The 15,865-nt window shown below is 35.0% G+C and carries 13 protein-coding genes; 6 read left to right on the top strand and 7 right to left on the bottom strand.

Annotated features, from left to right (window positions below; translation table 11 throughout):
* The first annotated feature begins 154 nt into the window (after nt 1-154).
* From AC3HD6_RS08820 to AC3HD6_RS08800, 5 genes are all read left to right on the top strand, one after another.
* On the top strand, nt 155-907 hold the full coding sequence (locus tag AC3HD6_RS08820) for a hypothetical protein (RefSeq protein ID WP_488896002.1): 753 nt from the start codon (nt 155-157) through the stop codon (nt 905-907).
* Nucleotides 908-1,073: 166 nt separating this feature from the next.
* Nucleotides 1,074-1,838 carry a hypothetical protein gene (locus AC3HD6_RS08815; RefSeq protein WP_488896001.1) on the top strand — a complete coding sequence of 255 codons (765 nt, stop codon included), beginning with the start codon at nt 1,074-1,076 and terminating at the stop codon, nt 1,836-1,838.
* A 201-nt stretch (nt 1,839-2,039) separates the two neighbouring features.
* Nucleotides 2,040-2,933: a retropepsin-like aspartic protease gene (locus AC3HD6_RS08810; protein ID WP_488896000.1), complete on the top strand. Its 894-nt coding sequence runs from the start codon at nt 2,040-2,042 to the stop codon at nt 2,931-2,933.
* A gap of 168 nt (nt 2,934-3,101) precedes the next feature.
* Nucleotides 3,102-4,115 carry an HNH endonuclease gene (locus tag AC3HD6_RS08805; RefSeq protein ID WP_488895999.1) on the top strand — a complete coding sequence of 338 codons (1,014 nt, stop codon included), beginning with the start codon at nt 3,102-3,104 and terminating at the stop codon, nt 4,113-4,115.
* Nucleotides 4,116-4,230: 115 nt separating this feature from the next.
* Complete coding sequence (locus AC3HD6_RS08800) at nt 4,231-4,677, top strand: KTSC domain-containing protein (RefSeq protein WP_068943585.1); 447 nt, start codon at nt 4,231-4,233, stop codon at nt 4,675-4,677.
* Between the two features lie 305 nt (nt 4,678-4,982).
* On the opposite strand, the gene AC3HD6_RS08795 is transcribed toward AC3HD6_RS08800, so the two are convergent.
* The 5 genes from AC3HD6_RS08795 to AC3HD6_RS08775 all read right to left on the bottom strand — a co-directional run bounded on the left by AC3HD6_RS08795 (nt 4,983) and on the right by AC3HD6_RS08775 (nt 12,330).
* Nucleotides 4,983-8,168, bottom strand: coding sequence for an efflux RND transporter permease subunit (locus tag AC3HD6_RS08795; RefSeq protein ID WP_488895998.1), 3,186 nt, complete (start codon nt 8,166-8,168; stop codon nt 4,983-4,985).
* Nucleotides 8,169-8,175: 7 nt separating this feature from the next.
* A complete protein-coding gene (locus AC3HD6_RS08790) occupies nt 8,176-9,237 on the bottom strand; it encodes an efflux RND transporter periplasmic adaptor subunit (protein WP_068943587.1) in 1,062 nt (353 codons plus the stop codon).
* Nucleotides 9,238-9,243: 6 nt separating this feature from the next.
* On the bottom strand, nt 9,244-10,596 hold the full coding sequence (locus tag AC3HD6_RS08785) for a TolC family protein (protein ID WP_488895997.1): 1,353 nt from the start codon (nt 10,594-10,596) through the stop codon (nt 9,244-9,246).
* An 87-nt stretch (nt 10,597-10,683) separates the two neighbouring features.
* Nucleotides 10,684-11,277 carry a TetR/AcrR family transcriptional regulator gene (locus tag AC3HD6_RS08780; RefSeq protein WP_488895996.1) on the bottom strand — a complete coding sequence of 198 codons (594 nt, stop codon included), beginning with the start codon at nt 11,275-11,277 and terminating at the stop codon, nt 10,684-10,686.
* 225 nt (nt 11,278-11,502) lie between these two features.
* On the bottom strand, nt 11,503-12,330 hold the full coding sequence (locus AC3HD6_RS08775) for a CvfB family protein (RefSeq protein WP_488895995.1): 828 nt from the start codon (nt 12,328-12,330) through the stop codon (nt 11,503-11,505).
* Between the two features lie 130 nt (nt 12,331-12,460).
* On the opposite strand from AC3HD6_RS08775, the gene AC3HD6_RS08770 reads away from it, so the two are divergent.
* Entirely contained in the window at nt 12,461-12,907 is a 447-nt protein-coding gene (locus AC3HD6_RS08770) for a hypothetical protein (RefSeq protein ID WP_488895994.1), read from the top strand.
* A 304-nt stretch (nt 12,908-13,211) separates the two neighbouring features.
* Here AC3HD6_RS08770 and AC3HD6_RS08765 read toward each other — a convergent pair whose 3' ends face one another.
* The gene (locus AC3HD6_RS08765; RefSeq protein ID WP_488895993.1) at nt 13,212-14,045 is read right to left on the bottom strand and encodes a proline and serine-rich protein 1 family protein; all 834 of its coding nucleotides are present in this window, start codon (nt 14,043-14,045) and stop codon (nt 13,212-13,214) included.
* A 347-nt stretch (nt 14,046-14,392) separates the two neighbouring features.
* Entirely contained in the window at nt 14,393-15,796 is a 1,404-nt protein-coding gene (gene lpdA, locus AC3HD6_RS08760; RefSeq protein WP_488895992.1) for a dihydrolipoyl dehydrogenase, read from the bottom strand.
* Between the last annotated feature and the right edge of the window lie 69 nt (nt 15,797-15,865).

Genomic DNA, 15,865 nt, shown 5'->3' with positions numbered 1-15,865 from the left:
CAAAATATAAAAAACAAGATGAAAAACAACTGACAGGCCCTATAAATCCCGGAAACCAGTGAGGAAATAATTTTGATTTATCACTGGAATTGAAGTTTTAAGTTTTAATTTTGATCCGGAATTCAAAAAATACAGATTTTCAACGATAATAAATATGAAAAAACTAATTACAGGGTTTGCCTTAGCATTATCCTTTTCTGCTTTAGCACAAAAAGCTTCTGTAAACAGCAATAAGTTTGTTCTTTACAGCTATCAGCCTTTTGGATGTTATAATAAAGGATACTTTGATCCTTCAAAATATAAGAAAGAAGAGATAGACGGCACTTACAAACTGTTATATCCTTTGAGCGGGTCTCCGTTTTCTTCACTCGTTGTATTTAATCCAGCCAAATTTGATATGGTACGCCACAATAATCAGCAGCTTTTACAACAGACAGAAAAAGAGTACCAAACAAGAAAAAAAGAACTTGCCAATCTCTCTGTAATAGATCTTCCTGTATGGAAAAAGAAACATGCTGAAGCAATTCAGCTGCTGGACAATGAATATCAGCTCAGAAAGGAAACTTTAATAGCATATTCAGATCCGAAATCTTTACGAAACAGCAAATTTTATAATACCTGCAAAGAAACCATTGATGCTATAACCTCTGATGATAAGCAGAAAATATATTCATACTGGAAAAATGCATTTGAAGAAAAATACAAGGATAATCCTCAGGCTAAAGAATCTTTTAATTTGAAATGGAATAATGAACGAAAAGATGATTTTGCAATGATTGATCTCATTAATATTTTTAATACTTGTGCCAATCATAGCTTCAGAAATACGATAGAAGATGATGATATTTTATTCAAAGCTTTTGATAAAATATTTGTAAAACTTAAAAGGGATTGTGATGAGCCATAGATCTATAATCTTCGTATACTCCATTGTTTAAAGCAAAAAATTAAAATTCTCATTAAATAATAAAAATAACTGTATAAAATTGGTTAAATTCTTTAGTTTTCAAATTTAAAGCCTTAATTTTGCATAGAAATTTTAGAAAATTCGGATTCTTTCTACAACTATGCGCATGGAAAAAATAATAGTCGGGCTCTCCCTGACTTTATCTGTTATTGTTTGGGGTCAAAAAGGCCCGGCAAAAGCCAATAATCTGACACCGTACAGCTATCAGACCTTCAATTGTGACAACAAAGGATATTTTGATGCTTCCAAATATGAAAAAGAGGAAATAGACGGGGTTAATAAACTTTTATATAAATTCAATGGGGTTCATTTTGATACGAATCCTATTTTTAAACTTTCCAGCCTGGAAGAAGTCCGCAAAAATAAAGATCAGCATCTTGAGAACCTGGAAAAACAATACCAGGAGAAAAAACAGGAACTTTACAATCTCAAAGTCATCAATCTGCCCGTTTGGAAAAAACTCCATGAAAATGCCATCCAAACGTTTGAAAATGAATATGAGCTGAACAAGGAAGAAATTATCGCTTTCTCCGATCCTACCACACTTAAAAACAGTAAATTTTATGAAACCTGCAGAGAGCCTATTGATGCCATATCTTCTCCCGATCGAGAGAAAATGTTTGCTTCATGGAAGGCTTACACAGAGATGAAAAGTAAAAACAACGCGGATCCACAAGGGGTGATGAACCGCTTCAATGCCAAGTTAAATGATCCCCAAAGTGAAGATTATGCATTGATTGATATGATTGGACTTAGCTTTCACAATTGTGCCAACAGCAGTTTCAGACAAAAAATTGATGAAGAAAGAAATATGTACAGGGATTTCGACAAAATCTTTACAAAACTAAAGAAGAATTGCGATGAACCTTAATATGGATTGAAAAAATTCAAAATAATCATAACAGTACTCATTTTGGGTACTGTTTTTTTTTATTTGCCTTATTACACTTAATTTTTAAAGCACCAGAACGTAGAGAACGGTTAAAGGAAGGTTAATGGAAGTCCTTTTCTTTGTAAAGATCATCAATAGATTTATTTTCGCTGTAATAATAACCTTTAGAATTTCTCTTTTATGCATTTTAAATACCTTTTCTTAGCTTCATGTATCAGCATAGCAGCATCAGCTCAAAAGTCCCCAACGCTTATCCCTTTTTCTCTGGAAAACAATTCCGTGTATCTGAATGGCAAAGTAAATAAAACTGAAAACATCAAATTTTTGTTTGATACCGGAGCAGATGGATCTGTCATCAATATCAACTCAAAGAAAAAAGTAGATTTGAAAATCGACGGAAAATCTCAAAACAAAGGATCGAATGGAGTAAACACCGTTGATTACAGCAGTCATAATACTGTTCAGTTTGGAGATATCCAGAAAACAGATGTTTCATTTACAATGATTCCTTATGGTGAGGTTAATTTTGATGGTGTTTTTGGAACAGACTTAATGAAAGGAAAGATCATAGAAATTGACTACCATAAAAATGTGATCAGGTTTTATGATGAAAATGATTCATCCATTGATTTCTCAGGATATGAAAAAATGAAACTTCATCTCATAGATAACTATCCAGCCGTGGAAAGTTCAATTACAGTGAATGGCAAAGAGTATTCCGGGTATTTTGGTCTTGACAGCGGTGCCGATGATGCCCTTACCATTGCTTCTCCTTACGCCAGAAAGAATTCTTTAGCGAATACGATGAAAACAATAGGAAAAGCTACCGCACAAGGTTCAGATGGTTCTGTTTATGAAATGCCTGTAGTACTTTGCCCATCTATTACTTTTGCCCATAAATTTCTTTACAATGTTCCCATTACACTGTCCAGTTCTACAGAAGGTATTGATGCTTCAGAGAAAATGGCCGGATTTTTTGGGAACGCTTTCTTAAAAAGATTCAATACGATTATTGATTTTAAAAACCAGTTCATTTATTTTAAGTTGAATAAAAATTTGTACTCGGAGTTTTAACAAAACGCCATTAGCATAGTGAATATCAATTAAAAACAGTCTAATCATATTATATAAGCGATATTTCAGATATTAATTGAAAATCTTCATTTTTAAATTAGTAAAATTAGCAATATACATTTTATTTGAAATTCTAATAAAAATCATTAGTTTGCCTGTAAAAAATTGATGATTAATTATTTTAATGAGATTTGTGAATTCCGGCAAAATTATCCTATCATACATGGAGAAACAATCAAAACTGATGACCCGCTCCTCAATAATGTAAAAGTGGCACTTAACAAGTTTAAATCTGAACTAGAAAAGAAATACGGTATATTCAATACCATACACTTAACAGTAAAAGAGTCTAAAGGTGCGACCAATTTTCCTCATATAACTCATGTATGTATCTTACCTCCTAATCAAAAGGTATCAAATGGAATATATGTAGCAATTTGCTTTGATAAAACAGGAAAAGGAGCTGTAGTGGGGTGTGCTGAGTCTAAAACTAACCCTAAAGGATTAAATATTAAAATAAGAAAATCTAAAAGTCTAGATCCTAAAATTGATGTTGATGGAGGTGGAAGTACAACTAAGTATAATAATGTTTTTGAAAATCCAAAAGAATTTTATTACAAATTAGAAAATGATTCAGACTTAGAAAACCATATTAAAAGGTCTTTAATATTATGTTTTTATAATCTTGGTTTAATAAAAGAATCCAATTATTTACAAACAACTGATTATTTGACTTCATCAATTAATGAGTCTGAAATAAGCGCTTTTAATATAGATAATATACAAGATGATAGGAAAAAAATTGCAATCCAAATTTATGCAAGAAGAGGACAAAAAAAGTTCAGAGAAAAACTTATCAATGCTTACAATAAAAAATGTGCGATTACTCAATGTGATATTATTGAAATGCTAGAAGCAGCACATATTTATTCTTTCAAAGGATCTGATACTAATAAAACTCCTAATGGTATCCTATTGCGTTCTGATATTCATACATTATTTGACCTTAGGTTAATTAGCATAAACCCAGAAAACTATACGGTCCACATCAGTAATAAAATCTCTCATGATGAATATTACTCTAAATTACACCAAACAAAAATTAATTTACCAGCAGAAATCAAAGACTACCCAAGCTCAGATTCTCTTAATTATCACTTTGAAAATATTTTTGATAAATAAAATCTAGGATTTTATCAGATTATTATTATTTACAAAAACAAATTAATAATGAACAAGTTACGATTATTCCAATTAATTTTCTTAATTTTGCACCCCGAAAATAAGAATTCAATTTATGAAACGAATAGGTGAACACAGAACCCTTCTTGGAGTTGATAAAAATGTAACTTTAAAAGAGTTAAAAACCATTTACAGAAATGTGATGAAAGATACACATCCTGATAAATTTATCAATGATGAGGCAGGAAAACTGGAAGCAGAAGCAAAAAGCAAGTCTGTGATTGAAGCCTATCATTTCCTGGTAAGCATTAACCCTGAAACTCAGGAAAAATATAAAGAAGAATATACAGAAACCATTACCCAATCTAATATTCAGGATTTTTATCTTGAAAAATCGATTTTAACAGTCCTTCATTTGAATGGTAAAACGTATGAATATATGGGTGTTCCAAGAAATACCTACATCAAAATGGTAAATGCTGATTCTCCAAGCCGTTTTGCAAGAAGACATATTTATGGAAACTTTGTCTTCAGAAAAGCTGGAGAAGCTATGGCTGACTAATTTTTTTCAGATATAATATATAAAGGCTTTCGGTGTAACCGGAAGCCTTTTTTAATAGCCACGAATGCACGAATAATTTCATTTACTCCTAAAATGTTGTTTAATAATTTTGAACCACATAGCTACATAGAATAGCGTTTTCTATCAATAAACTCTCAAAAAACTAAAGATTGTAAGAGAAATAATAAACTATTTTATTCTATTAAATAACAACATCAATAAAAAAATTCGTGCATTCGTGGCAAAACAAAAAAGCACCTCAGATGTTCTGAGGCGCTTTCGATTAATTAAAGGTATATGATATTTTATTTGTCTAAATGCTTAGGCGTAAATCCGTCTTCATTCAGTTCTCTGTGTACATATTCTGCCTTCATTTCAGCTTCGTAGTCTACTTTGGTATCTTTACCCATTCTTCTTAGGATAGAGTCAAATAGAGAGTATACTACTGGTACAATAATCAACGTAAGGAATAGGGACGATGTTAAACCACCGATTACTACCCATGCAAGACCTTTGTTCATTTCTGCTCCGGCTCCTGTTGCCAATGCGATTGGTAACATACCGAAGATCATCGCGATGGTTGTCATTAGGATCGGACGAAGACGGGCATGGTTAGCCTGGATCAATGCATCATGAGTTGTTGCTCCGGCTGCTTTTCTCGCATTCGTAAAGTCAACGATCATAATCGCATTCTTCGCAACAAGACCAATCAACATGATCATTCCCAGCATCGTAAAGATGTTCAATGAGTTAGCAGTCAAGGCAAGGATTACCATTACCCCAATCATCGCCAACGGAATAGAGAACAATACTACGAAAGGATATACGAAACTGTCATACAATGATACCATTACAAGATATACCAATACAATAGCCGCTAATAACGCGATTCCTAAGGTACCGAAACCTTCCTGCTGGTTTTCCATATCTCCACTCCAGATGTAGTCTACTCCAATAGGTTTTTTGTCATTCATGAACTTAGCAGCCCACTCGTTCGCTACGTCTCCTACTGGTCTACCTACTGCTTTAGCTCTTACTTTTACAGAAGGAGATTTATCTCTACGTTCAAGCAAACTTGGTCCTGAGCCCATTTTCACTTCAGCGAACTGGCTTAGACGAACCTGCTGGCCTTGAGGATTTGTAAACATTAGGTTTTTAACATCATCGATGGATTGTCTGTTCACATCTCCAAAACGGATGTTAATGTCATATTCATACTCTCCTGCTCTGAATTTCCCATCTGTATTACCGTTGAATGCTGTCTGCATTGTTTGTCCTACACTTGAAAGATTCAATCCTAGAGAAGCCATTTTATCTCTGTCGATAGATACCTGTACTTCCGGATTTCCAGAATCTGTAGATAATTCTGCATCTACTGCTCCGGGAACTTTTTTCAATAGCTCAAGGATTCTTGTTGCTTCTTTTACTGCTGTTGCATTATCCGGAGCGGTTACTACCATTTCAATAGGAGCATTTTCCGCACCCATGATCCCGATTGGAGCTGTTTTGAACTCAACTCCTGTAAATTTCTCTTCTAAGGCTCTTTTTACTTTTGCAGCCTTGATGTTCGTACTTTCAGAACGTTCAGACTTATCGGTAAGGTTTACCTGAACCTCAGATTGGTAAGTCGTTGCCTGAGCACCACCGAAACCTGTTGACTGCTGACCAACTGTGGTAATTAAGTCTACAACATCTTTATCATTTCTTAAAAATTTCTCAACATCTAATGTTAGCTGGTTCGTTTTTTCAACGGTTGCATCCTTAGAAAGCTCCATTTGTACCAAGAACTGACCACGGTCAATTGGTGGAAAGAATTCCCCTCCAATGAATCCAAAGATAACTAGTGAGAATGAACTGATTAAAATAATAAATGTAATAACAACTGTAGAAATTCTTCTTAAAGTTGTTTTCAGACACCACTCAAGAATATCGGTAATCCAATGAGTGAATCTGTCGATCAATCCTTCAAACCAAAGGATAAATTTTTCGAACCAGTTTTTACCTGTTAAATGCTCTAGTTTACCAAATCTTGATGATAACCAAGGAATAATGGTAAATGATGCCAGCAATGATAATAGGGTTGCAATAACGACCGTGACGCAGAACTGAGCAAGAATATTTGCTACAAGACCTGAACTCATCGCAATCGGTAAGAATACCACCACAATTACCAACGTAATTGCTGCTACGGTAAAACCAATTTCTGATGCTCCGTCATATGCCGCTCTGATCTTGCTTTTACCCATCTCCATGTGACGATAGATGTTTTCCAGTACTACAATCGCGTCATCCACCAGGATCCCTACCACCAGCGATAGTCCTAATAAACTCATTAAGTTCAATGTATAGCCCATCAAGTTCATCCCGATGAACGCTGCCACCAATGAAGCCGGAATGGATACCATTACGATGAATGCGTTTCTGATACTGTGAAGGAACAATAGCATTACAATTGCCACAAGGATAATCGCTAAGAATAAGTCGAAAATTACGTGGTTGGCAGACTCAAGGGTAAATTCTGTAGTATCATTTACTATTTTTACTTTTACGCCCTGAACTTTATATGCTTCTTCTACCGTTTTGATTGTTTTCTGAACGCTTTCAGATACAGCAACCGCATTCGCATCAGATTGCTTTTTCACCTGCATTAAGATGGTTGGAAACTGATTGAATCGGGCTACTTTTTCAACATCTTTCTGAGAGTCGAAAACCGTTGCAATATCAGATAAACGAACCTGTGCTCCATTTTTGTTGGACACTACAAGGTTGTTCATTTCTTCAATTGATTTATACTTTCCTGATAATCTAATGGTAGATTTTGTACTTCTTGTTTTTAAACTTCCTGTAGGGAAATCAAGATTTGATGAAAGAATTGCCTGTTGTACATCGCCTATTGAAAGTCCGTACCCCTGCAATTTTTTCTCATCAAGATTTACCTGAATCTCTCTTTCTTGTCCACCCACAAGATCTACCTGTGCAACACCGTTTACACGGGAGAAAATAGGTTCTATTTTTTTATCCAATAAGTCGTAAAGATCCTTACTGTTGAGTTTATCTGACGAAATACTCATCGTAATGATCGGAAGGTCATCTAAAGAGAATTTATTCAGTGACGGTGCCTTTACATCATCCGGAAGGTCTGCCAGAATAGCATTTACCTTTCTCTGTGCATCATTCAGGGCATAGTCTACATCAGCTCCATCGTTGAGCTGAACCATAATAACGGACAAACTTTCGTATGAAGAAGATTCTACTTTCTTTACGTTTTCCAAAGAACCTACGGCATCTTCAATCTTTCGGGTGACGGACGTTTCCACCTCTGCAGGTGAAGCTCCAGGATACACCGTGGAAATGGTTACCATGTTGGTTTCAAACTTCGGAATCAATTCGTATCCCATGAGCGTATAACTCAGGATACCTCCCAGCGTCAGAATTGTAAATAATACAATTACCAGCGAGGGTCTTTTAATCGATATTTCTGCTAACTTCATAGATCGTCTACTTTATAATGTTCACTTTAGATCCGTTGTCCAGGTTGATCTGTCCGCTGGTTACCACTTGCTCACCACCATTCAGACCGCTCAATACCTGTACTTTGTCTCCGTAAACTTTTCCAATGGTTACTTTGATCAACTTGGCAACTCCATTCTGAACAACGAATAATTGTCCTGAACTTACCCCGTTTACGAATGCTTCAGCAGGAACAGTCAGCATATTCTGAGTTTCAGCTCCGTTGTTTGTACTGAATTTAGCGGTTGCATACATACCAGCTTTTAGATTTCCTCTGTTCTGAACTTCAATTTCAACAGGGAAATTCAAAGAAGCATCACTTTTAGGAGCGATAAATGTAATTCTACCTACGAAAGAGTCTTCAGGCAAAACGTTAACTTTAATGGGAACTTCCTGACCTAACTGAATTTTTCCAATCTGGCTTTCATCCACTAAAACAGAAAGCTTTAAGCTGTTGATATTAACGATCTCAAACATGGCTGTCCCCGGAGAAACTACAGTTCCAGGCTCCACCATTTTTTTGTTGATGGTTCCGCTGATTCCAGCACGGATGCTTGTATCATTCACTTTAACCCCCTGAGCTTTTACTGCAGCCTGCATATTTTTCAGCTGCAATCTTGAGTTATCGAGCTGCTGTTTGGTAACACCCCCTGTTTTATATGCATTTTCATAACGTTGGTTATCAATAATTGCATTCTGTAAATTATTTTGAGCTTGGGTAACGTCAACTTCGATAGCATCTCTTTTAATTGTTGCTAACACCTGACCAGCTCCAACTCTTGAGCCTTCTTTTACCAAAACACTCACAATACGTCCTGAAATCTCAGAAGACTGGTTCATTTCCTGTTTAGGGATGAAGGTTCCGTTTGCAGAATAATCTGTATCTATATTTTCTCTCGCAACGGTTACGATATTAACATTGATTTTATCCACCTGCTTGGCAACCTCCTTTACTTCCTGAGTCTGTTTTTCTTTGTTACCAGCAATCTTGTAAGCTGCTAACCCTACGAGTACAGCTGCTACGATGATATATATTAAAGTTTTTTTCATTGTTTATTATGGGTTTTGTAATGTGTTTAACTCTCCTTTTGCTTTCATTAACTGAATTTCAGCCTGCTTGTAATCCAATAAGGCATTAGCGTAGTTTTGTTTTGCCTCTGTTAATGAATTATCTGTATCCAGTAGATCTGTAAGTGTTGCCAAACCGTATTGATAGTTGGATTGTGTATTAGCCTGTACTTTTTCTGCCAATGCCACATTATCCTTCATGCTCTGAATATTGATTAGAGCGTTTTCCATATTGGTCGTTGCATTCTTATAATCTAAATTCAAGCTCAACTGTGTATTTTCAATATCCTGATTTAAGTCCTGAATATCGATCTCAGCCTGTTGGATTTTAGATTTTGTAGCTCCACCCGTAAAAATCGGAATGTTTACATTTAATCCAACTGATGCTGCATCACTCCAGTTTACACCATTACTGATTCCGTTGAACCAAGGGAATTTTGTCCCCATTCCGTACCATCCGTAGTTAGCCTGTAGGCTTACTGTAGGGTAAAGAAATGCTTCAGTCGCTTTTTTATTAAACTGTAAAAGTTCCATTTGCTTTTTAAGCACTTTAACTTCAGATCTGTTATCTAAGTTTATTTGTCCGGCGATAAGCTCAGGTTTTGGCTCTATACTTTTTTCTTCAAGCTCAATCTGAGAATCTATTGGAATTCCCATATAGAACTTCAGAGCATTTTTAGACAATTCTACACCGTTGATAAGCTTTTGTTTATTAGAAGCGATATTGGTAAGCTGAACATTGGTTCTATCAAGATCAATTGGTTTTGCCAATCCATTGTCCACTAAGCTTTTAATAACATTTCTTACTTTTTCAGTATTAGAATAGCTTGTTTCTAAGGTTTTAAGATTTTCTTCCTGTACAAATACATTGTAATACGCTGTTGCTACATTCACAATGATCTGTTCATTAGTCAGCTGAGAGTTCAATACATAGAATTCTCTGGTAGATTTTGCTGCCTTTAGACCGATGAAAACTCTCTGATCAAACAGAGCCTGGTTCAATGAAGCGGAAATGTTCGAGTTCCATGGCTGGCCCATTTTGAAAATGTTTCGCTGGCCCATGATTTCCACTACTGTTTCCTGGATAATCGGATTATAAGAAACACCCCCGGCGACACTGATCTGTGGAAGAGCTCCGGCTTTAGCCTCATCAATCTTATATTCGGCTTTTTTAACCTGTAAGGCCGCTTTTTTAGCTTCTGCCTTATTCTGGAGTGCCTGTTTTATTGCTTCCTGCAGAGAAACCTGCTGCTGGGCAGACACCGATGAAAAACCGAAAATCATAAATGCTGCAGCTATCCCAATTTTTAGCTTTTTAGCAGTTATACGTTTTCTTTTCATAATTTTTATACTTCGTTTATTTTTTTAAGTTCTCTCCTATTTTTATTTCTAACTGACGAATCATTTTAAGAAATACTTTAGATTTTTTTAATTTTTAAATAACATATTGAGAATAATCCCTTTTCTCACGGAAATAATCTCATCATATTCTTCGTCATTAATTAATAAATTCTCCATGAATAGAGGCCTTACGGCACTTGGAAAAACTAATAATGAAACCATATTCAGAATAAACTGAACTGGGGCCATTTTCTCAATATTGCCTAGTTCCATTTCATGTTCAATATCCTTATACATGGTTTCAAGAATATCTTCTTCTATTTCTCTCTGATGACAGGTTCCTTTATTGATCTGCGACACAATGTAGGTTTCCAGATAAGGATATTGAAGACTTGTAGCAAGGCTGCTTTCTATAAACTGACTGATCTTCTCCTTAAATGGAAGATCTGAATTCTGAATAATCTTTGATTTTTCCTGCTCTACTTTCTGTGCTTCATCAAAGATGATCTGAATCAGTTTGTCTCTTGATCTAAAATAATAGTTAATAAGGGTTCTATTCACTCCTGCTTCATCGGCAATCTCCTGCGTAGTAGCATCAAATTTCCCTTTCACAAAGAATAATTTCTTCGCTGTCTCCTTGATCAATTCCTGTGTTTGGTCTTTTTTTGCTTGATTTGACATTTTTGTTAAACAAATTTGTGCAAATTTAAATCGAATTTTATTTTTGACAAAATTGTTAAACAAAAAAATTAAACTAAATTATTATGATATGCATCATGTTTTTGAAATAAAGTCTGAAATGATAAGAACGAAAAGTAAGGTGATAAATATTATGAAAACCTTAATGTAAAAGGATTGGAAATAGATAGGTACAAAAAAAGAGCAGAAAATTCTGCTCTTTTTAATTTATAATAATTTGATTTTGTCGTCCGAGATATCGATGATCTTATCTTTATACAATCCTCCGATGGCCTTCTTAAAATTCTTTTTACTCATCTGAAGCTCTTCCTTGATCTCTTCAGGAGAAGATTTATCTGACACATACAGCAGTCCGTAATTTTCTTCTAGTTTATCCAAAATCTTTTGTTTGAATTCATCAATGTTTTCAAATCCTTCCGGCTGTAAGGAAACATCAATTTTTCCATCTTCACGAATCGCTTTGATATACCCTTTTTCTTCTGATAATGGATATAACTTTTTGAAAACATCAGAAGTGTATATCAAACCAATATATTGCTTATTAATAACAACATTCCAGCCCAATTCACTTTCATTCATCATAATAAGATCTACCTTATCTCCCTTTTTGAAGGGAAGATCTTCATATTGTGGGTTTCTCTTAAATTTCGTAGTTCCTGTAATCAGCTCCATATCCTCATCTACATAAAGATAAACAAGATATCTTTTGCCTTCAATAATTTTGGTTTTCTGCTGTTTGTAAGGAATAAACAAATCTTTAATGATTCCCCAATCCATAAAAGCACCACTTGGCAGACTTTGTACACAGCTCATTACTGCAAATTCGCCTACTTCAGCCAAAGGAATTTCAGTAGTCGCTTTTAATTTATCATCGTCCTGGTATACAAAAACCTCAACATACTCTTCTACTTCCTGCTCTTCACGAATGAAGATTTTAGGAAGAAAAGCTTTTTCACCGGATTCTTCATCTATTAAGATCCATCCTGAATTGAGTTTTTCTGAAATTTGTAAAGTTTGAGTTTTTCCGAGTTGCATTGATGATAAAATTAGCTGACAAAGGTACGGAAATTTGAAGGTTATAACCTAGTGAATGCTTTTAAGAATTATTTTATCTTTAGAAAAGTCTTTAAAACCCCTACATTTGAACAAAAAAAAACTGAAAAACATGAAAAAACATTTTGCTGCAGTATTTCTCGTATCAATTATGATGATAAATGCTCAAATACTCGATAAAGCAGCTGTTAATTTAGCCTACCGCTATACGGGAAGAAATGTTTTGCAGGCTGGCCTTGAATTCAGATTGGGCGAATCTAGTTATAAATCTTTGATTATAGGACCTTCGATACTTTATACACGTTTTAATGAAAACAATAAATTTATTCCTGAGGCCAATATGTATTATATCAATAATGGTTTATTATACGGTACATCCATCAACCCATATGCAATAGAACCCAGAATTGGAATCTCATTGTTTAATGCTTTATTTCTCAATACCGGCTATGCTTTTCCCATACATACAGAAAAATATTTTAAAGGAATCACCTTCGGAATACAATTTAATATTACTCCCAAAAATTCGAAATTTTATGATAAAATGAAAGTGATGTAGATGAATGAGTGGTTTACGTGATGCTATTTTCACCTAAAATCTTTCTATTTCTTGTAACTTTCTTATTTTTCTGGTAGACACTAAGGCACAAAAGAGTTATAACACTAACTGCTTTAAGACGCAAGAGAATCAAAGGTTCTCAGCAAATAAAATACTTATTCATAGCCATAAATCTGCGTAATCAGCAAAATCTGCGAGAGCATTTATCCACATTCAATTTTATCTCAGATAGAATCCTTACCCCTTATATATCTACATTTTTAGCAAAAAAAAAGAGAAGTCAAAAAAAACTTCTCTCAGTGTATTATTTGGAAATATAATCCCTTAGCTCTCTTTTACTATTTTCAAAATCAAAGACATCATACACTACAAAATACTTATTCTTATCCACGCAGCTTGAATACATAGACTTTGCCAGCGCTAACTTGTTTTTATCAAAACTTAATGATTTCACCAAGTCTCTGATCTGTACAGCAGTAAACATAGAATTTCTCATCTGTTGATTAATCATGGCAACTTTTCCATCATCAAACTTTTCATTTTTCTGCAGCATTTCAAAAAACTGACGGAAAGTAGCCTTATCCATTACGTTTCCCTGATTATTCCAATTTCCGGACTGGTTCCCGTAAGGATTGTTCCAGAGATCATTCCAGTCATTAAATCCATATTGCCCTTGTACAGGATATGAGTCTAGCAGATATAAGCCTTCATTGGTGAAGAAATCTAACACCATTCTGCTATTATTTCGAAGCATTAGAGAGGTTCTGTAAATTAAAAAGCCATTTTCATAGATCGATATCGGTACTCTTCCAGATTGAAGATCAAAAAAACGATATTTTCCAGAGCCATTGGCAATCATCTGATCACCAACTTCAACGGTAAAAAAACCTTGTTCGGGAATTCTTAAAAAGACTTCAGCATATCTATAGTTGTTATTCCATTGGTAATTTGGATTTTTTATCCTGCCGCTTTCATTTTCTTGATTACGGTCAATGGTTTTACTTTTTGTATCAAATTTGGGTATTCTCATTTCTGTGGCTGACGCTTCATTCCTCAATAATTCACCAGCCTTCCCAGCCTCTTGAGCAAAAGAGCTGGCACCCATCACAAGCATTAAACCTATAAAAATTTTCTTCATATTTACTTTTTCAAAATCAGTCTCCATTTCTATGCCAAAAAGGCCTATGAATAAATCTTAATGTACTTCTATTTAAAAGTACATTCTACTATAACAATAAATAAATTGACTTGTTGGAATAAGCAAGGACGCTAGGAGCTCAAAAAGTATGATGTTTCTAAGACGCAAGAAAATCAAAGATTCTCAGCAATGAAAACTTTGCAGCTTTACGATTTCTAACCTATTTACAAAGTTGAGATGACTTCTCTTTGTCTGCAATGACAAAAATACTGGTAGAGATAAGACAAAACAAAAAGAGGAGCAACTGCTCCTCTTTTATTATTTAAATGATTAATTTTAATCAAATATTACATGTGGATAGATCTCTTCGCTGTAGCATCCAATGCAGCTTCTTTAATAGCTTCTGCATACGTTGGGTGAGCGTGAGAACTTCTTGCGATGTCTTCAGCACTTGCACGGAATTCCATAGCAATTACACCTTCAGCAATAAGGTCTGCTGCTCTTGCTCCAATGATATGCATTCCTAAAACCTCATCAGTTTTTTCGTCTGCAATAATTTTCACAAGACCATCAGTGTCACCACTTGCGCGGCTTCTTCCTAATGCTCTCATTGGGAAAGATCCTACTTTGTAAGCTACTCCTTCTGCTTTCAATTGCTCTTCAGTTTTACCTACTCCTGCAACTTCCGGCCAAGTATATACAACTCCTGGAATCAGGTTATAGTTAATGTGTGGTTTTTGACCAGCTAATATTTCAGCTACAAGCACACCTTCTTCTTCAGCTTTGTGAGCAAGCATTGCTCCTTTAATAACATCTCCGATAGCGTAGATGTTAGCCACGTTAGTCTGAAGGTGGTCGTTTGTTTTCACTCTTCCTCTTTCGTCTAGTTCTACTCCTGCTTTTTCAAGACCAAGACCGTCTGTATAAGGTCTTCTTCCTACAGAAACTAAACAATAATCTCCTTCTACAACTACCTCTTCTCCTTTTTTATCTTTAGCAGTAATTTTTACAGTATCTCCGTTTCTTTCCACTGCAGAAACTGCTGTAGAAAGCATAAACTTCATTCCTTGTTTTTTAAGAACTTTAGTTAATTCCTTACTTAAAGCTCCATCCATTCCAGGGATGATTTTATCCATAAACTCAACTACAGTTACCTGAGCTCCTAATCTTAAATATACAGATCCTAATTCAAGACCAATTACTCCACCACCAATTACTACTAAGTGCTTAGGAACCTCTTTAAGGTTTAATGCTTCAGTAGAAGTAATTACTCTTTCTTTATCAAGAGTGATAAAAGGAAGTGAAGATGGTTTAGATCCTGTTGCAATGATGGTATATTTAGATTCAATCGTTTCAGAAGAACCGTCATTCTTAGTAATTTTGATCTGAGTAGCAGATTCAAAGCTTCCCAATCCTTCAAAAACAGTGATCTTGTTTTTGTCCATCAAAAAGTTGATCCCTTTAGTCGTTTGATCTACCACTTCGTTTTTACGCTCGATCATTCTTGCGATATCCGCTTGTGGCTCGTTGATGATGATTCCGTGACCTGCAAAATTGTGTTTTGCATTCTCGAAATGCTCTGAGCTGTCTAGAAGCGCTTTTGACGGAATACATCCAACGTTAAGACAAGTTCCGCCTAAAGTTGAATATTTTTCAATAATTGCTGTTTTGAAACCTAACTGTGCTGCACGGATCGCAGCTACATAACCACCAGGACCAGAACCTATTACGGTAACATCGAATTGACTCATGTTATTTTATGAATTTGTTTATTATTATCTATCTTAAGTCTCACAAATTTACATATAAATTACCAAGCA

This window comes from Chryseobacterium sp. II3a (assembly GCF_057815135.1).
Note: the sequence above shows the minus strand (reverse complement) of the source record. Positions and strands in the feature narration are given on the sequence as shown.